This window comes from Tepidimonas fonticaldi, from assembly GCF_007556755.1.
Taxonomy (GTDB): domain Bacteria; phylum Pseudomonadota; class Gammaproteobacteria; order Burkholderiales; family Burkholderiaceae_C; genus Tepidimonas; species Tepidimonas fonticaldi.
The window spans coordinates 68,495-85,746 of the sequence record NZ_VJOO01000002.1; the positions used below are offsets into that span (position 1 = coordinate 68,495).

Here is a 17,252-nt window from a genome sequence, read left to right on the forward strand (position 1 = left end):
ACAGCTTCGCTCTGGGCCGCTGAGGCCGCAAAGCCCTCAGGCCGGATCGGCCGTCAGGCGGGAAAAACGGTCATGATGCAACAAAAAGCGCCCTGGACCGACGGCCGGCCCGGGGCGCTTGGCGTGCACGGCGGGCATACACCCGATGACGTGGCCGATCGCCGATTACTTGCGCAGGCCCAGCTTCTGGATCAGCGCGACGTAGCGGTCGGCGTCCTTGGCCTTCAGGTAGTCGAGCAGCTTGCGGCGGCGGCTCACCAGCTTGAGCAGGCCGCGGCGGCCGTGGTGGTCCTTGGCGTGGGTCTTGAAGTGGGGGGTCAGCTCGTTGATGCGGGCCGTCAGCAGCGCGACTTGGACCTCGGGGCTGCCCGTGTCGTTGGGGCCGCGGGCGTTGTCGGCGATGACTTTGGCTTTGACGTCGGAAGCAATCATGGATACCTCGAATAAACATGCGACCTGCCGCAGGTGAGCGCTGATCCGACCATGGGATGGCAACCATGGGACGGCGCGTTGCCGCAGCGGGCGTGGTGTGCCCCGCACGACGCAGGGCAGCCGCGCATTATAGCCGCAACCACTCCCGCAGGCGGTCGACGCCCTGCTGCAAGCGCGCCGGATCGCGGCTGGCAAAGCACCAGCGCAGCCACCCCCGGCCGGCGTCGCCGAAGGCGCTGCCGGGCGCCAGACCCAGGCCCGCCTCCCGCACGAGCTGCTTGGCCAGGGCCAGGTCGTCGTCGCCCCGCCCGGACAAGCGGAAGACCACATACATGCCCCCCGGGGGCGGCGGCGCCTGCACGCCGGGCAGCGCCGTCAACGCCGCCAGCAGGGTGTCGCGCCCCTGTCGAAAGCGCGCCACCAGCGGCGGCACCCGCTCGTGCGCCTGTTGCAAGGCCGCCAGCGCCCCCCGCTGGACGAACACCGGCGCGCAGCTCGTGTTGTACTCGACCAGCTTGCCCAGCGCGTGGGTCAACGAGGGCGGCAGCACCAGCCAGCCCAGGCGCCAGCCGGTCATCAAAAAGCTCTTGGAGAAGCTGTGCGCGACGATCAGCCGATCCTCGGGTTGGGCCAGATCGAGAAAGCTCGGCGCACAGGCGGCGTCGCCGGCGCCTTCGCCATCGGGGTAGTACAAACGCTCGTACACCTCGTCGGCCACGATCCATGTCCCGGTGCCGCGACAGTGGGCCAGAATCGCCGCCTGCTCGCGGGCATCGAGCGTCCAGCCCGTGGGGTTGTTGGGCGAGTTGACGACCAGCAGCCGGGTCGCCGGGGTGATGGCGCCCAGCAGCGCGGACAGGTCCAGCCGCCAGTGGCCGTACGCGTCCGGCGCCAGCGACACGGTGCGCACCCGCGCCCCCAGAATGCGCGGCTGGGCGACCAGATTGGGCCAGGCCGGCTCGACGACGACCACCTCGTCACCCGCATCGACCAGCGCCTGGGCCGCCAGCATCAGCCCGTTGACGCCGCCGGACGTGACCGCGATCCGGCCAAACCAATCGGCGGCCTGACGCGACTGGGCCGGATGGGTGTGCGCCATATAGGCGGCAATCGCTTCGCGCAGTTCCGGCAACCCCAGGTTGTGGGCATAGAAGGTCTCGCCCGCCTGCAACGACGCGATGGCCGCGGCGCGCACGACCTCGGGCGTGACCTCGTCGCTCTCGCCAAACCAGAAGCGCAGCACATCGGGGCGGCCCAAGCCGGCGTTGGCTACTTCCCGGATGCGGGATTCTTCGAGCGCGGCGACGACGGAACGCATGGCGAACAAACTCCTTCGGGCCGCGCGCGGCCCGGCTTCAGGGACGGGTCATCCGGCAGGTGTGGGGTTGCTCGGCCGCGGCGGCGTCCAGCCGCTGCAGCACCCGAAAACCATACCCCGACCCCTCGACGTCGAACGGCACGCCGGGGGCGCCCTGCCGGTCCATGACGGCGACCATCAACGGCTGCTGGGCCTGGTGGTCGGCCGCCCGCATGCGCAGGCGCTGCCCGGCCAAGGCGACGTCCGCCTGCTCCAGCGCCCGCGCGATGCGCGCCGCCCCCGGCAGTGTAGCCGCACCGCCCGCTGCGCCCCCCGTGCGAGCAGCGGATTCGATGGCCTGGGCCAGCGCCTCGACCATGAGCTGCATGCGCATGTGCAAATAGTCGTCCGCGGGGTTGGGGAAGCGCTGGCGAAAAGCCTCGTAGAAACGGCGCGACTCCGCGCCCGGCGCGTTGGGGAACCAGTCCGCCACCGCAATCACCTTGCCGATGCCCGCGTCGCCGATGGCGGCGGGTGCCCCCAGCGCATTGCCGTAGAAGGTGTAGAACTTGCCTTCGAAGCCCACCTCGCGCGCGGCGCGCACCAGCAGCGTCAGGTCATTGCCCCAGTTGCCCGTGATGACCGCCTGGGCACCGCTGGCCTTGATCTTGGTGACATAGGGCAAAAAATCCTTGATGCGCGCCATCGGGTGCAGCTCCTCCCCCGCGATGCGCACATCGGGGCGCTGCAGGGCGAGCTGGCGCCGGGCCTCGCGCAGCACCGCCTGGCCAAAGCTGTAGTCCTGCCCGATCAGGTAGACGCTGCGCACCTCGGCGTCGGCCTTGAGCACGCTCATCAGCGCCGCCATGCGCATGTCCGCGTGCGCGTCGAAGCGGAAGTGCCAGTAGCTGCAGCGCTCGTTGGTCAGAATGGGGTCCACCGCCGAGTAGTTGAGGAACAGCACCTGCCGCTGCGGCTCGCGCTCGTTGTGGCGGTTGATGGCCTCGATCAAGGCCGCCGCCACCGCGGACGAGTTGCCCTGGGCAATCAGGGTGATGCCATCGTCGAGCGCGGCTTGCAGCGCGGACAGCGCCTCCTGCGGCTGCCCCTTGCTGTCGTAGCGCACGATCTGCAGCGGCCGGCGCACCCCGGGGGCGACTTCGATGCCGCCCCGGGCGTTGACGCGCTCGGCCGCCCAGACCAGGTTGCGAAACACCGCCTCGCCGGTGTTGCCGAACGGGCCGGACAGCGTTTCGATCAGCGCCAGCCGGATGGCCCCGTCCCCGCGCCCCGCCGCGGACTGGGCGGACACTGCCCCCATCCACCCCGCCAACCCCAGTGCGCCGGCGCGCACCAACCATTGCCGCCGTCCCGCGTCCCATGCCTGCGTCATACGTTCGATTCCTTTCTTTGTGCCGTATTCGCCGGATCGCGGCGCGGGCTTGCCCCCGCGCATCGCTCTCCGGTACGGGGCGGATTCTAGCGGGAAAACCCGGTCGTAATTCATAATTACGAAGCATTGCCGACAGCGGTCATCGTCGGGTCGCGCCGCCCGTCGGACGGCGCCTGCCGCGAGCGAGCTGCCCCCGGGGCGGCTACTCGGCCACCGCGTCGGGGGCGAGGGCCACGGCCTCCAGCGGCCAGCGAGGCAGGACGTCGAAAGCCCACGCCCGATCCGCGGCCGACCACGCACCCACTTGCCAGCGCATCGCGGCGGCCAGCGCGATCATGGCCCCGTTGTCGGTGCACAAGGCAACCTCGGGGTAATGCAGCCGCCAGCCGTGGCGCGTGGCCGCTTCGCCCAGTTGGGCGCGTAGACGGCGGTTGGCGCCCACCCCGCCGGCAACGACCAGACGGTTCAAGCCCGTGGCCTTCAGCGCCGCACGCGCCTTGTGCACCAGCACATCCACGATGGCCGCCTCGGTCGCCGCAGCCAGGTCCGCCTTGCGCGCCTCGAGCGCCGGGCCCAGCTTGCGCGCCTGGGTCAGCACCGCCGTCTTGAGCCCGGCGAACGAAAAATCCAGATCGCCGCTGTGCAGCAGCGGCCGGGGCAGCGCAAAGGCGGCGGGGTCGCCCTGCTCGGCGAGGCGCGACAAGGCCGGGCCGCCCGGGTAGCCCAGCCCCAGCACCTTGGCCGATTTGTCGAACGCCTCCCCGGCGGCGTCGTCGATGGTCTCGCCCAGCAGGTGGTAGCGCCCCACGCCGTCCACGCGCATCAGCTGCGTGTGCCCGCCCGACACGAGCAAGGCGACGAAGGGAAAGGCCGGTGGATCGGCACTCAGAAAGGGCGACAGCAGATGCCCTTCCAAATGGTGCACACCGACCGCGGGCACGCCCAACGCGGCCGCCAAGGCGCAAGCCACACCCGCCCCCACCAGCAGCGCACCAGCCAGCCCCGGGCCACGGGTGTAGGCGACGGCATCGATGGCGTGCAGCGCCACCCCGGCCTGGGCCATCGCGGCCTCGGTCAGCGGCAGCACGCGGCGAATGTGGTCGCGACTGGCCAGCTCCGGCACGACCCCGCCGTAGTCCCGGTGCATGGCCACCTGGCTGTGCAGCGCGGCCCCCAGCAGGCGCGGCACGCCCTGCGGCGCCGCCTCGACCAGGGCGACACCGGTTTCGTCACACGACGATTCGATCCCCAAGATTTTCATGGACGCAGTGTACGCATTCCTCCTACAATGATCCGGTCGAAGGGATCACCAATTGAATGCAGCGTCGCCGCGCCTTGTCGCCCTGATCGGCGCTTCCGCCGGAGGATTGGAGCCGCTGCGCGAGCTGGTGGCCGCGATGCCGCACGACCCGCGCATGGCGGCCATCGTGGCCCAGCACCTCGCCGGTAGCGAACCGTCGGCCCTGGTGCGGCTGCTGCAGGCGGTCACGCGCATCCCCGTTCAGCCCATCGCAGACGGCATGCCCCTGCGCGGCGGCCTGCTGTACGTCACCCCGCCTGGGCACCACGTCGAAATCGACGGCCGCGTGCTGCGGCTGTATGCCGCCAAGTCCGGCCCGGCGCCCGTGCCCTCGCTGGACCGCCTGTTCAGCTCCGCCGCGCGGGCGCTCGGGCGGCATGCGCTGGCCATCGTTCTGTCCGGCACGGGCCAGGACGGGGCGGTGGGCGCGCGCGTCGTGCGCGAAGCCGGTGGCGCGGTCTGGACCGAACAGCCCAGCGAGGCCCCGTTTGCCAGCATGCCGCAAGCCCTGATCGACCGGGGACTGGCAGACCACGTCGCCAGCGCCGTGGCGCTGGGCCGGCGCCTGGGTAACTGGATCGACGGCCCCGTGGCCGTGCACGGCACGGCCGACATGGCGGGCGAGCGGGCGGCCTTTCACGCACTGGTCGAGCGCCTGGGCAGCCGCTCTGGCCTGGATCTGGGCCAATACCAGGAAGCCACGCTGCGCCGCCAGTTCGAGCGCGTGATGCGCCAGCATGGCGCGTCCAGCCTGGCCCAACTCGCCCAGGACGCGCAGAACGACCCCCAGCTCGTGCAAGCGTTGCTGCAATCGCTGACCATCGGCGTGACCGAATGGCTGCGCAATCCGTCGGCGTTCAACGCGCTGCGCCTGGCGTGGCGGGAATACATCCTACATCCGGGCCCGCCACGCCGCGGGCGCGACAACGCTGCGCCTGTGGTCGGTGGGGTGCTCGACCGGCGAGGAAGTCTATGGCCTGGCCATGCTGACCGACGATGTCCTTGCCGAGCTGGGCTACACCATGGACTGGGTGGTGCTGGGCTCGGACGTCAGTGACCCGGCCCTGGAACAGGCGCGCAACGGGGCGTTCGACGAGGACAGCGTCCATGGCCTGCCGCCGGCATGGCGCGAGCGGTACTTCACCCGCATCGGGCACACGCTGCGGGTGCAGCAGGAGTTGCGCCGGCGCTGCGTGTTCGCCCACCACGACGTCGTGCAGGATCTGCCATTCATGCGCATGGACTTGGTGGCCTGCCGCAATGTGCTGATCTACTTCAAGGGCCAAGCCAAGGACGAGGTTCTGAGCCGTTTGCACTACGCCCTGGTGCCCGATGGCTTGCTGATGCTGGGGCGCTCCGAGGGCTTGTCCTGCCGCGTCCACCCCTGGTTCCAGGCTGTCTCCGTCCAGGAGCACCTGTGGCGCAAGCGCAGCGATGCCGGTGCCCGCCAGCCGCTGCCGGGGCTGGGGCGGCGCCACCCCAGGCGCGGCATGGTTGCCCCCCTGCCCCCCGCGACGCCGCCGCAGTTGCGCCCAGTGGACCGGCTGGAAAACGACCTGCGCGAGCGCCTGCTGAGCTACCTGATCGGCCGCTATGCCGCGCCTACCGTGCTGGTCGACCGCGAGGGCCACCCCCTGCACGTGGTCGGCCCCATGGAAGGCCTGATGCATTGGCCGGCCGGCCCGACGGCGGAATTGACCCTGCCCAACCTGGTGCCGGCCGCGTGGCGGCGCGATGTGCAGTTGGCGCAGCACCGCCTGCTGATCACGCAGGAGGCCGCCGTGCGCGTGCCCCTGCCACCCATCGCGGAGCGGCCGGCCTACGTGCTCGAAGCCGCCCGGCTCGACCAGGGGCAGGACACGTATCTGATCGTCAGTTTCGGCCGCCCGCCCAGCGCGGACACCGACGGGTCTGGGCGGCCGCCGCCCGCACCCGACGAACCGCATGGACTGCACGAGGAACGCCTGCAAAGCCTGATCGAGGCGCTGGAGCACAGCCAGCGCCAGTTGCAGCAGGTCAACGAGGCGTTGAGCGTCACCTCCGAAGAGCTGGAAGCCGCCAACGAGGAGCTGGAGGCCTCCAACGAAGAGCTGGAAGCCTCCAACGAGGAGCTGCGCACCCTCAACGAAGAGCTGGACCGCTCGTTGCGCGAGCAGCAACAGCTCAACGACCTGCTGCACGCCGTGCAGGAAAGCGCCGGCACCGCCCTCGCCGTGCTGGACCACGAGCGGCGCTTGCTGCGCTACAACCGGCCGGCGCAGGACATGCTCGTGCTGCGCGAGGCGCAACTGGGCCTGCCCTGGACCTTCGACGACCGGCACTTTCCCTGGCCGGGGGAACTGGTGGAGCATGTGGCCAAGGGGGCGCCCGGCCCCTGGCAGGGCCAGATCGAGCTGGCCCAGGCGCGCTATCTGGTGCAGTTGGTGCCGTGGCAAACCCACGACGCACGCACCGGCTACGTCCTCTCCGTCACCGACCTGACGGAGCTGCAAAGCGCCGAGAAAGCCCGACTGGAACTCCAGACCCGGCTCAGCGCCCTGACCGAGGCACTGCACGAGGCGGTCCTGCTGTTCGATCCCCGCAACGAGCGGTTGATCTACGCCTCCCACCGCTATCAGGACTGGTTCGGCCCGGCCGACGCCACCCCGACGCCGCCCAAGCTCGGGGCGTGGATCGACGCCATCGCCAGCGACGAACGCGCCCGTGTCATCGACCGATGGCGCGACGGCACGGTCCCGCAATGGACGCAGCGCTACCGCGTGCAAACGCGCGATGGCGGCTGGCGCCACCTGCAGGAGCGCGCCAGCCGCATCACCGCCAGCGACGGCGAAACCACACTGATTGCCGCGTCGCTGCTGGATGTGACGGAGATGGTCCAGCTCGAGCAACGCGAGCGCAGCGCCCACGCGCGGCTGCAGGCCGTTTGGGACAACCCCAGCGTCGGCATCGCCGTGTGCGACGGCAGCGGCGTGGTCATCGAATGCAACGGCGCGCTGACCCTGCGGCTGGGCGCCACCGATGCCGAGCTGCGCGGCACCCGCTGGATCGACTGGGTGGACGTCGACGACCGGGGCAGCATGCAGGTGCAATGGCGCTCGCTGCTCAGCGGGCGCTCGCCGCCGCCGCTGGAGCAACGCCTGCACACCCGCGAAGGCGCCCAGCGCTGGACGCGGCAACACCTGTCGCTGGCCCGATCCGCGCTGGGAACGGGCGATCTGGTGGTGGTCTTGCTGGAAAACATCGAAGAAGCCAAGCTGCGCGAGCAGACCATCTTTCGCCAGGCCAACTACGACGCCCTGACCGGGCTGCCCAACCGCAGCCTGTACCGGGACCGGCTGGAGCAGGCGCTGCTGCGGGCGCAACGCGACGGCCATCCGGTCTACGTCATGTTCTGCGACCTGGACGGCTTCAAAGAGGTCAACGATGTGCATGGGCACGAGATGGGCGACGCCGTCCTCGTCGAGACGGCGTCGCGCATCCGCCGGACCCTGCGGCCGAACGACACCATCGCGCGCTTTGGCGGCGACGAGTTCGTGATGCTGATCGACGGGGCGGAGTCGCCCCTGGTGGTCGAGCGAATCGCCGACACCGTGCTGCAGTCGCTGCGCCAGCCTTTCCATGTGGGCGACCAGACCCTGCGGCTGAGCGGCAGTGTCGGCATCGCCGCCCACCCCTCCGACGGCGAAACGCCCGAAGAGCTGCTGCGCATGGCCGACACGGCCATGTACGCGGCCAAGAACGGCGGCCGCGACCGGATGCGGTTTTACTCGCCGCAGATGGAGAGCCGCACCCGGCGCCTGGCGGAAACCAAGGCAGGCCTGGAGCAGGCGCTGGCCCAGGGCCAGTTCGAACTGCACTACCAGCCCATGGTCACCCTGCCGCAGCGCCAGGTGCGGGGGGCCGAGGTGCTGCTGCGCTGGCGCCACCCGGAGCGGGGCCTCGTGTCCCCGGCCGAGTTCATCGGTGTGGCCGAATCCAGCGGCCAGATCCGCCGCATCGGCGCCTGGGTGCTGCGCGAAACGGCCCGCGCCGCGTTGGAGGCCGCGGCGCGTTGGGGCGATGATTTTCGGTTGTCGGTCAACGTCTCGGCCACGCAGTTTGGTGACAGCGCCTTGCGCGAATGGTTGGACGAGCACGGCGCGGCCCTGCCCCACCTGACCATCGAGGTGACCGAATCCGTCTGGATGGCCGACAGCCCCTCGACCCTGAGCTGGCTGCAGCGGGTGCGCGAACGCGGCGCTCTGGTGGCGCTGGACGACTTCGGCACCGGGTATTCAAGCCTGGCCTACCTGCTGCGCACGCCGGTGGACGAGCTCAAGATCGACAAGCGCTTTACCGACCACGTCGGCACCGGCGGCCCAAGCGAGCGCATCGTGACGGCCGTGCTCGAGATTGCGGCGGCCCTAAACGCGCGGGTGGTCGTGGAAGGGGTGGAAACCGCCGCCCAACTGGCCTTTTTGGAGCCGCACGCCCCGCTGGACGTGCAAGGCTTTCACTTCGCGCGCCCAATGCCGTGGGAGGCGTTTGCCCGCTTCGTGGACGCCTCGCAGGCCGCCAACCCTTGACGGCATACGAAAGCAAACAGCCCATGGGCACGGGGCGCATGGGCTGTGGTGTGTGGCGGAGCGGACGGGGCTCGAACCCGCGACCCCCGGCGTGACAGGCCGGTATTCTGACCAACTGAACTACCGCTCCAGCAAAAACAAGCTTGGCGACCCTACGGGGATTCGAACCCCGGTACTCACCGTGAAAGGGTGATGTCCTAGGCCTCTAGACGATAGGGTCGTCGATGAACAAACGGTTGGCGGAGCGGACGGGGCTCGAACCCGCGACCCCCGGCGTGACAGGCCGGTATTCTAACCAACTGAACTACCGCTCCAATGTGGCGACCCTACGGGGATTCGAACCCCGGTACTCACCGTGAAAGGGTGATGTCCTAGGCCTCTAGACGATAGGGTCTTTGTTCGTGGTGGAGGTAAGCGGGATCGAACCGCTGACCTCTTGCATGCCATGCAAGCGCTCTCCCAGCTGAGCTATACCCCCACGGGCCTGCTGCTGTCGATGATTTCGTTGTTGTTTTCGAAATCCGTCGTGCATCAGCAAGACCTGCATTATAGACACATTTTCGAGTCGTTTTGAAGACGAAGACGATTTTTTTGCGCCCACCGCTTCAGGCCACGGCCAACCGCGCCAGCACGTCCTCGCGCCGGTGCAGCGCCAGCACCGCGTCCACCGACGGCGTCTGCGCCACGCCCATCACCAGCACGCGCACCGGCATGGCCAGCTGCGGCATCTTCAGGCCGTGGGCGGCAAGCGTCGCCTTCAGCGCGGCGGCGATGTCGGCGGCGGTCCACGGCACGTCGCTCAAACGCTGGCACAGTTCCGCCAGCGCCGGGCGCACCGCGTCGGTGACGTGCTGCGCCAGATCCTCGTCGCGCGGGGTCGGCGCCAGGTAGTACGGCTGCGCCCAGTCCGCCAGCGCCACCGTGGTGTCGCAGCGGTCCTTGAACAGGCCGCAGATCGACGGGAGCCGCTCATCGGCCTGCAGGCCGCGGCGCGCCAGCTGCTCGGCCACCAGCGGCGCCAGCCGATCGTCCGGCGTCATCTTCATGTGCTGCGCGTTGACCCAGCGCAGCTTGGCCTCGTCGAACTGCGCAGCGCTGCGGCCCAGGTGGTCGAGGTCGAACCACTGCAGGAACTGCTCGCGCGTGAAGATCTCGTCGTCGCCGTGGCTCCAGCCCAGCCGCGCCAGGTAGTTGATCATCGCATCGGGCAGGAAGCCCGCGTCGCGGTACCACGTCACCGGCTTGGCGCCGTGGCGCTTGCTCATCTTCTCGCCCTGCTCGTTGAGCACGGTGGGCAGGTGGGCGTACACCGGCGGCTCGTGGCCGAGCGCGCGGATGATGTTGATCTGGCGCGGGGTGTTGTTGACGTGGTCGTCGCCGCGGATGACGTGCGTGATGCGCATGTCGATGTCGTCCACCACGACGCAGAAGTTGTAGGTCGGCACGCCGATCTGGCCGACCGGCGCCTGGCGCGCGATGACGAGGTCGTCCAGCTCGTCGTTGCGGATCTCGATGCGGCCCTTGACCTTGTCGTCCCACGCCACGCTGCCCGAAAGCGGATTCTTGAAGCGGATCACCGGCAGCACGCCGCTGGGGGGTGTGGGCAGCACCTTGCCCGGCTCCGGGCGCCAGGTGCCGTCGTAGCGCGGCTTGAGCTTGGCGGCCATCTGGCGCTCGCGCAAGGCGTCGAGTTCTTCCGGCGTCATGTAGCAGTGGTAGGCCAGCCCCGCCTGCAACATCTGCGCGATGACCTCGCGGTAGCGGTCCATGCGCTGCATCTGGTAGTACGGTCCCTCGTCGGGGGTGAGGCCGAGCCAGTCCATCGCCTCCAGGATCACGCGCACCGCCTCGTCGGTGGAGCGCTCCTGGTCGGTGTCCTCGATGCGCAGGATGAAGTCGCCGCCGTGCGCGCGCGCAAACGCCCACGGGTAGAGGGCCGAGCGGATGTTGCCCAGGTGGATGAAGCCCGTCGGCGACGGGGCGAAGCGGGTGCGGACTCTTTGCGTCATGATGGATCGGGATCGGTGGGTGGCGCCGGCGCTTCAGACGAGCGCGTCCAGGCCGCGCGCCAGATCGGCGGTCAGGTCGTCCAGGTGCTCCAGCCCGACCGAGACGCGGATCAGCGCCTGCGAGATGCCGGCGGCCTGGCGCTGCGCCTCGGTCAGGCGCCCGTGCGAGGTGCTGGCCGGGTGCGAGCACAGCGTCTTGGTGTCGCCGAGGTTGGTGGACAGCGACGCCAGCCGCAGCGCATCCAGCACCGCGAACGCCCGCGCGCGCCCCTCCTCGGGGCTCGTGGCCTTGACCTCGAAGGCGACGATGGCGCCGCCGCAGCCGCCCTGCTGGCGCATCGCCAGCGCGTGCTGCGGGTGGCCGGGCAGCCCGGGGTAATGCACGCGCGCCACCGCCGGGTGGGCCTGCAGCCACTGCGCCAGCGCCAGCGCCGTGGCGCTCTGCGCGCGCAGGCGCAGGTGCAGCGTCTCCAGACCTTTCAGCACCACCCAGGCGTTGAACGGCGCCAGCGTCATGCCGGCGCTGCGCAGCACCGGCAGGAACTTCTCCTCCACCAGCGCGCGGGGGGCGCACAGCGCGCCGGCCATCACCCGCCCCTGCCCGTCGAGGAACTTGGTGCCGGAGTGGATGACGACGTCGGCGCCGAATTCGGCCGGGCGCTGCAGCGCCGGCGTGGCAAAGCAGTTGTCCACCGCCAGCCAGGCGCCGGCGGCGTGGGCGATGTCGGCCAGCGCCGCGATGTCGCAGACCTCGGTCAGCGGGTTGGTGGGGGTTTCGGCCAGCAGCAGCCGCGTGCGCGGCGTCACCGCCGCGCGCCAGGCGTCCAGGTCCGTCTGCGGCACGAAGGTGGCCTGCACGCCGAACTTGGCCAAGTCGCTGCCGATCAGCTTGATCGTCGCGCCGAACATTGAGCGCGAGCAGACCACGTGGTCGCCGGCCTGCAGCAAGCCCAGCGCCAGCATCAGGATCGCCGCCATGCCGGACGACGTGGCAATCGCCGCTTCCGTCCCCTCCAGCGCCGCGAGCCGCTGCTCGAAGCTGGCCGTGGTGGGGTTGCCGTAGCGGCCGTAGGTGTAGCCGTCCTCGTCGCCGGCGAAGCGCGCCGCGGCGGCCTCGGCGCTGGGCTGCACGTAGCCGCTGGTCAGGTACAGCGCCTCGGCGTTCTCGCCGTACGGCGAGCGCGGCACGGCCACGCGCACCGCGGCAGTCTCGGGGTGCAGCGCCACGGGGTCAAACCTCCTGCGCATTGGGCAGCGTCAAGCGCGAGCCGCCGCCGTCCTCGTCGGCGGGGTCGGCCTTGGCGGCGGCCTGGCGCGGGGCATTCATCGCCGTGACCGTCTCCAGGGTCACATCGCCCGTCACATACACCCCGTCGAAGCACGACGCCTCGAAGCCGCACAGCGAGGCCTCGAAGCCGCACAGCGAGGGGTTGAGCGCCGCCACGGCGCGCTTCATTGCCTCCACGTCCTGGTAGATGAGCGCGTCGCAGCCGATGATCTGGCGCACCTCCTCCACCGTGCGGCCGTGCGCCACCAGCTCCTCCTGCGTCGGCATGTCGATGCCATACACATTGGGGTAGCGCACCGGCGGCGCGGCGCTGGCCAGGTACACCTTGCGCGCGCCGGCCTCGCGCGCCATCTGCACGATCTCGCGGCTGGTGGTGCCGCGCACGATGGAGTCGTCCACCAGCAGCACGTTGCGGCCCGCGAACTCGCTGGCAATCACGTTGAGCTTTTGCCGCACCGACTTCTTGCGCACCGCCTGCCCGGGCATGATGAAGGTGCGTCCGACGTAGCGGTTCTTCACGAAGCCCTCGCGGTACGGGCGGCCGATCAGCCGCGCGACCTCCATTGCCGCAGGGCGGCTGGATTCGGGAATCGGAATGACGACATCGATGTCCGTCGGCGGCACGGTGGAGATGACACGGGTGGCCAGCGTCTCGCCCATGTTGAGCCGCGCCTGATAGACCGAGATGCCGTCGATCACCGAATCGGGCCGCGCCAGATAGACGAACTCGAAGATGCAGGGGTGGTGGCGCGGCGCCTCGGCGCACTGGCGCGCGTGGATCTGGCCGTCCAGCGTGACGAAGATCGCCTCGCCCGGCGCGACGTCGCGCTCGAAGCGGTGGCCGGTGCCCTCCAGCGCCACCGACTCGCTGGCCGCCATCACCGTGCCGTCCGGGCCGCGGCCGATGCACAGCGGCCGGATGCCGAACGGGTCGCGGAACACCAGCATGCCGTGGCCGGCGATCAGCGCCACGACGGCATACGACCCCCGCAGTCGCCGGTGCACCGCCGAGACGGCGGCAAACACGTCGTCGATCTGCAGCGGCACGCCCCGGGTGGCGCGCTCCAGCTCGTGCGCCAGCACGTTGAGCAGCACCTCGGAGTCGCTCTCGGTGTTGATGTGCCGGTGATCCAGGCGGGCCAGCTCCTCCTTGAGCGCATGGGCGTTGGTGAGGTTGCCGTTGTGCGCCAGCACCAGGCCGAACGGCGCGTTGACGTAGAAGGGTTGCGCCTCCTCCTCGCTGGCGGCATTGCCGGCGGTGGGGTAGCGCACCTGACCCAGCCCACAGTTGCCCGGCAAGGCCCGCATGTTGCGCGTGCGGAACACGTCGCGCACCATGCCCTTGGCCTTGTGCATGAAGAACTTGTGCCCCAGCTGCGTCACGATGCCCGCCGCATCCTGACCCCGGTGCTGCAGCAGCAGCAAGGCGTCATAGATGAGCTGATTGACCGGCTGGGCGCTGACCACGCCAACGATGCCACACATGTCGTTGTCCTCGAACTACGGAAAATACACGGCCACCGGGGCCGGCACCAGCACTTTCACCGCCTGCAGCCCCTGCCCCAGCCAGCGCGGCCCCCACGCTTCGCGCCAAGCGGGGCTGTCCACCCAGGGGGTCAGTTGCACCAGCAGCGTGGCCGCCATCAGCAGCAGCACGCCGCGCAATACCCCGAACACCCCGCCCAGCACACGGTCGATGGGCCGCAAGCCGACCGCCTGCGTCCCCTGCCGCACGAGCCAGGCCGCCAGCCCCCCGGCAAACGCCGTGGCGACGAACAGCACGGCAAACCCGGTGGCATACCGCAGGGGATCGCTCCATTCGGCCGACGACGGCAACCACGCCGCCGCCTCCAGCGCCCAGCGCTGGGCGACGACGAAGGCCGCCACCCAGGCCAGCACGGACAGCACCTCGTACAGCAGCCCGCGCCACCAGCCGAGCACGACCGATGCCGCAAGCACCGCCAGCAGGATGACATCCACCGCGGCCATGGCTCAAAGCGTCAGCACCGCGGCCGGCAAGCCCAGGCCCTTGACCTTCTCCGCCACCTTTTCCGCCTCGGCCCGCGTGTCGAACGGCCCGACGCGTACCCGGATGCGCTTGCCTTCGGGGGTGTCCGCCACATGGGTGTAGGTCTTGAGCCCCGCGCGCTCGAGGCGGCGGCGCACCTCCTGCGCGCGCGCGGCCTCGGCAAAGGCCCCCACCTGCACGACCACGCGGACCTTGGCCTCGGCATCGGCCCGCGCGGCGGGGGGCGTTGGCGTCGCGGCGGCGGTCGGAGCTGGGGCCGGGGTGGTAACAGAGGCCGGGGCGGGCGCCGATGGTGCGGTATCCCGCTCGGCAGCGGCTGCCGGCTGCGGGGCCGCTGCCGGCGCCGCGGGTGTCGCAGCCGCGGGGGGCGCCGGCTCCGCCGCAGGCGCCTCGGCGGGCCGCGGCAGGGCGACCGTATGGCCGGACGGCGGCTCCAGCGGCGCGGCGGACTGCCGCGCGGGGATGTCGATCGCGATATCGACGGGAATGGGCCTGGGCTGCGACTCCAGCAGCAACGGCAGGGTGATCACGGCCGCGGCGACCAGCACGGCCGCCCCGATCAGCCGCTGGCGGGCGCGCCGGCGCAGCGTCTCGATCGACGGCGGCGGCTGCTGTCGCCCGCCCCCCGGCGAGGCGGACGATGGGCCGGAGCCGGAGCGGAGTTGGAACATGCGTCAGGCCTGCAGGTGCTTGGCGCCCAGGCGCGGCAACCCGTGTTGCAGCACGCCGCCCACCGTGTAGAAGGATCCGAAAACCACGATTCTACCAGCGGGGTCCGCGTCGGCGATCGCGGCCTGCAGGGCCGCGGCGGGGTCCGGATGGACGGCGGCGCGGCCGTCCCGGCGCCGTGTGCCGGCCTGCCACACCCCCCGCAGATCGACGGCGCGGGCGGCGCGCGGCGTGGGCAGATCGCAGAAATGCCAGGCGTCGATCAGGGGGTCCAACCGCTCGAGCATCGGCCGCACGTCCTTGTCGGCCATGGCGCCGAACACCGCCTGCGTCTGCGGGTAAAAGCCCATGGCATCCAGGTTCTCGGCCAACGCCGCCGCCGCGTGCGGGTTGTGCGCCACGTCCAGCACCAGCACCGGCTGCCCGGGCACGATCTGGAAGCGCCCCACCCACTCCACCAGGGCCAGCCCTTGCCGCACGGCCTGCGCCGCCACCGGCAGGCGCGGGTGCAGTGCCTCCAGCACGGCCAGCGCGCCGGAGGCGTTGACGAGCTGGTTGACCCCGCGCAGCGCCGGATAGGCCAGCCCGCCGTAGCGGCGCGCCCTGCCCTGCCAGTTCCATTGCTGGCGGTCGCCGGTGTGGCGGAAGTCGCGCCCGGCCAGCCACAGGTCCGCGCCCACCTCGACGGCGCGGTCGATCACGCTGCGCGGCGGCGCCGGATCGGACACCACGACCGGCCGGCCGGTGCGCACGATGCCCGCCTTCTCGTAGCCGATCGCCTCGCGGTCCGGCCCCAGGTACTCCATGTGGTCCAGATCGACGCTGGTGATGACGGCGCAGTCCGCGTCCCACAGGTTGACGGCATCGAGCCGGCCGCCCATGCCCACCTCCAGGATCAGCACGTCGGGGCGACGCGCCAGCAGCGCATGCACCAGCGCCAGGGTGGTGAACTCGAAGTAGCTGAGCGCGATGGCCTCGCCAGCGGTGCGGGCCGCCTCCACCGCCGCGAAGGACGGCACCAGATCGCCCGCCGCCATTGGTACGCCATCCAGTCGGGCGCGCTCTTCGAAATCGACCAGATGCGGCGAGGTGTAGAGCCCCGTTCGGTAGCCCGCTTGGCGGTAGATGGCCTCGAGCATCGCGCAGGTGGACCCCTTGCCGTTGGTGCCCGCCACGGTGATCACCGGACAGCGCGGCTGCACGGCATCGCCCAGCCGGCGCGCGACGGCCTGCACCCGCTCCAGCCCCAGGGTGATGCGCTGCCCATGCAGCCGCTCCAAATGGGCCAGCCAGCGGGCGAGCGGCGCAGTCGCATCGGGGGGCGGCAGCGCGGAATCAACGGGGGGCGTGGTCATCGGGTCGGCCATGTGCAGGGGAAAACCCGCATTGTGCCAAGCCCGCCCATTCCAGGCCGGCCATGCGGCCGAACAGACGCCCCACCCAACGCCCCACCGCGCGCGGGCCCTTGCGCTACGATGCGGACCATGATCCATGTCTACGGCATCCCCAATTGCGAAACCGTGAAGAAAGCCCGCGCCTGGCTCGCGGCGCAGGGCGTCGACCACACGTTCCACGACTTCAAAAAGCAGGGAGTGCCCACGGAGCGGCTCGATGCCTGGCTGGCGGCCCTGGGGTGGGAGGCGCTGCTCAACCGCCGCGGCACCACCTGGCGCCAGCTCGACGACGCCACCCGGGCCGGCGTGACCGATGCGGCCAGCGCCCGGGCGCTGATGCTGGCCAAGCCCAGCGTGATCCGCCGGCCGGTCGTGGAGTGGGGCAACGCCGTCACGGCGGGCTTCGACCCCGACGACTGGCAAGGCCGCTGCTGACCCGCCTGCGCACGCGGCCGGCACCGCGCCACGCCCCCAGTCCGCCAGGGCGCGGGAATGCAGCGCCTACAATCGGCGCACCATGAACGCCATCACCGACACCCTCAGCGGCGCGGCCGTCTCTACGCGCGCCAATGTCTATTTCGACGGCAAGTGCGTCAGCCACAGCCTGACGCTCGCCGACGGCACCCGCAAGTCGGTCGGGGTCATTCTGCCGTCCACCCTCACCTTCAACACCGGCGCGCCGGAAATCATGGAAGGCGTGGGCGGACACTGCGCGGTGCTGCTGCCCGGCGACAGCGCGTGGCGGCGCTTCGGCCCCGGCGAGCGCTTTGCCGTGCCGGGCCAGTCCAGCTTCCAGATCCGCGTCGACGGCGAGCCCTACCACTACATTTGCCATTTCGGCTGACGCCCTCCCCCCTACCCCAACGTTGCACGGCC

At 70.6% G+C, this 17,252-nt stretch carries 14 protein-coding genes and 5 tRNA genes; 4 read left to right on the top strand and 15 right to left on the bottom strand.

Annotated elements, in window-relative coordinates; translation table 11 throughout:
* Positions 1 to 165: 165 nt before the first annotated feature.
* The 4 genes from rpsO to tsaD all read right to left on the bottom strand — a co-directional run bounded on the left by rpsO (position 166) and on the right by tsaD (position 4,383).
* Positions 166 to 432 carry a 30S ribosomal protein S15 gene (gene rpsO / locus Tfont_RS01460; RefSeq protein ID WP_068609165.1) on the bottom strand — a complete coding sequence of 89 codons (267 nt, stop codon included), beginning with the start codon at positions 430 to 432 and terminating at the stop codon, positions 166 to 168.
* Between the two features lie 127 nt (positions 433 to 559).
* Positions 560 to 1,750, bottom strand: coding sequence for a pyridoxal phosphate-dependent aminotransferase (locus Tfont_RS01465; protein WP_143968182.1), 1,191 nt, complete (start codon positions 1,748 to 1,750; stop codon positions 560 to 562).
* A 37-nt stretch (positions 1,751 to 1,787) separates the two neighbouring features.
* A complete protein-coding gene (locus tag Tfont_RS01470) occupies positions 1,788 to 3,122 on the bottom strand; it encodes a branched-chain amino acid ABC transporter substrate-binding protein (RefSeq protein ID WP_390612162.1) in 1,335 nt (444 codons plus the stop codon).
* 202 nt (positions 3,123 to 3,324) lie between these two features.
* Positions 3,325 to 4,383, bottom strand: a complete 1,059-nt coding sequence (gene tsaD / locus Tfont_RS01475; RefSeq protein ID WP_143968183.1) for a tRNA (adenosine(37)-N6)-threonylcarbamoyltransferase complex transferase subunit TsaD — start codon at positions 4,381 to 4,383, stop codon at positions 3,325 to 3,327.
* Positions 4,384 to 4,435: 52 nt separating this feature from the next.
* On the opposite strand from tsaD, the gene Tfont_RS01480 reads away from it, so the two are divergent.
* Complete coding sequence (locus Tfont_RS01480; RefSeq protein ID WP_143968184.1) at positions 4,436 to 5,479, top strand: chemotaxis protein CheB; 1,044 nt, start codon at positions 4,436 to 4,438, stop codon at positions 5,477 to 5,479.
* On the top strand, positions 5,367 to 8,987 hold the full coding sequence (locus Tfont_RS01485) for an EAL domain-containing protein (RefSeq protein WP_185974447.1): 3,621 nt from the start codon (positions 5,367 to 5,369) through the stop codon (positions 8,985 to 8,987). Before Tfont_RS01480 ends, Tfont_RS01485 begins: the two co-directional genes overlap by 113 nt.
* Before the next feature lie 53 nt (positions 8,988 to 9,040).
* Here Tfont_RS01485 and Tfont_RS01490 read toward each other — a convergent pair.
* From Tfont_RS01490 to folC, 11 genes are all read right to left on the bottom strand, one after another.
* Positions 9,041 to 9,117 (bottom strand) — tRNA-Asp (locus Tfont_RS01490).
* 14 nt (positions 9,118 to 9,131) lie between these two features.
* Positions 9,132 to 9,207, bottom strand: a tRNA-Glu gene (locus tag Tfont_RS01495).
* Between the two features lie 17 nt (positions 9,208 to 9,224).
* Positions 9,225 to 9,301, bottom strand: a tRNA-Asp gene (locus tag Tfont_RS01500).
* A 4-nt stretch (positions 9,302 to 9,305) separates the two neighbouring features.
* Positions 9,306 to 9,381, bottom strand: a tRNA-Glu gene (locus tag Tfont_RS01505).
* An 8-nt stretch (positions 9,382 to 9,389) separates the two neighbouring features.
* Positions 9,390 to 9,465: transfer RNA gene (locus tag Tfont_RS01510), tRNA-Ala, on the bottom strand.
* A 127-nt stretch (positions 9,466 to 9,592) separates the two neighbouring features.
* Positions 9,593 to 10,996 carry a glutamate--tRNA ligase gene (gene gltX, locus Tfont_RS01515; RefSeq protein ID WP_143968186.1) on the bottom strand — a complete coding sequence of 468 codons (1,404 nt, stop codon included), beginning with the start codon at positions 10,994 to 10,996 and terminating at the stop codon, positions 9,593 to 9,595.
* Between the two features lie 33 nt (positions 10,997 to 11,029).
* On the bottom strand, positions 11,030 to 12,244 hold the full coding sequence (locus tag Tfont_RS01520) for an O-succinylhomoserine sulfhydrylase (RefSeq protein ID WP_068609142.1): 1,215 nt from the start codon (positions 12,242 to 12,244) through the stop codon (positions 11,030 to 11,032).
* A complete protein-coding gene (gene purF, locus Tfont_RS01525) occupies positions 12,228 to 13,769 on the bottom strand; it encodes an amidophosphoribosyltransferase (RefSeq protein WP_143968187.1) in 1,542 nt (513 codons plus the stop codon). The genes Tfont_RS01520 and purF overlap by 17 nt, the downstream gene beginning before the upstream one ends.
* Positions 13,770 to 13,784: 15 nt before the next feature.
* Entirely contained in the window at positions 13,785 to 14,273 is a 489-nt protein-coding gene (locus Tfont_RS01530; RefSeq protein WP_143968188.1) for a CvpA family protein, read from the bottom strand.
* Between the two features lie 3 nt (positions 14,274 to 14,276).
* Complete coding sequence (locus tag Tfont_RS01535) at positions 14,277 to 14,984, bottom strand: SPOR domain-containing protein (protein ID WP_143968189.1); 708 nt, start codon at positions 14,982 to 14,984, stop codon at positions 14,277 to 14,279.
* Positions 14,985 to 14,987: 3 nt separating this feature from the next.
* Positions 14,988 to 16,337 carry a bifunctional tetrahydrofolate synthase/dihydrofolate synthase gene (gene folC, locus Tfont_RS01540; RefSeq protein ID WP_143968215.1) on the bottom strand — a complete coding sequence of 450 codons (1,350 nt, stop codon included), beginning with the start codon at positions 16,335 to 16,337 and terminating at the stop codon, positions 14,988 to 14,990.
* 129 nt (positions 16,338 to 16,466) lie between these two features.
* Here folC and Tfont_RS01545 point away from each other — a divergent pair, with 129 nt between their 5' ends.
* Complete coding sequence (locus tag Tfont_RS01545) at positions 16,467 to 16,811, top strand: ArsC family reductase (RefSeq protein ID WP_143968190.1); 345 nt, start codon at positions 16,467 to 16,469, stop codon at positions 16,809 to 16,811.
* 82 nt (positions 16,812 to 16,893) lie between these two features.
* A complete protein-coding gene (gene ppnP / locus Tfont_RS01550) occupies positions 16,894 to 17,220 on the top strand; it encodes a pyrimidine/purine nucleoside phosphorylase (RefSeq protein WP_068609132.1) in 327 nt (108 codons plus the stop codon).
* Positions 17,221 to 17,252: the final 32 nt, after the last annotated feature.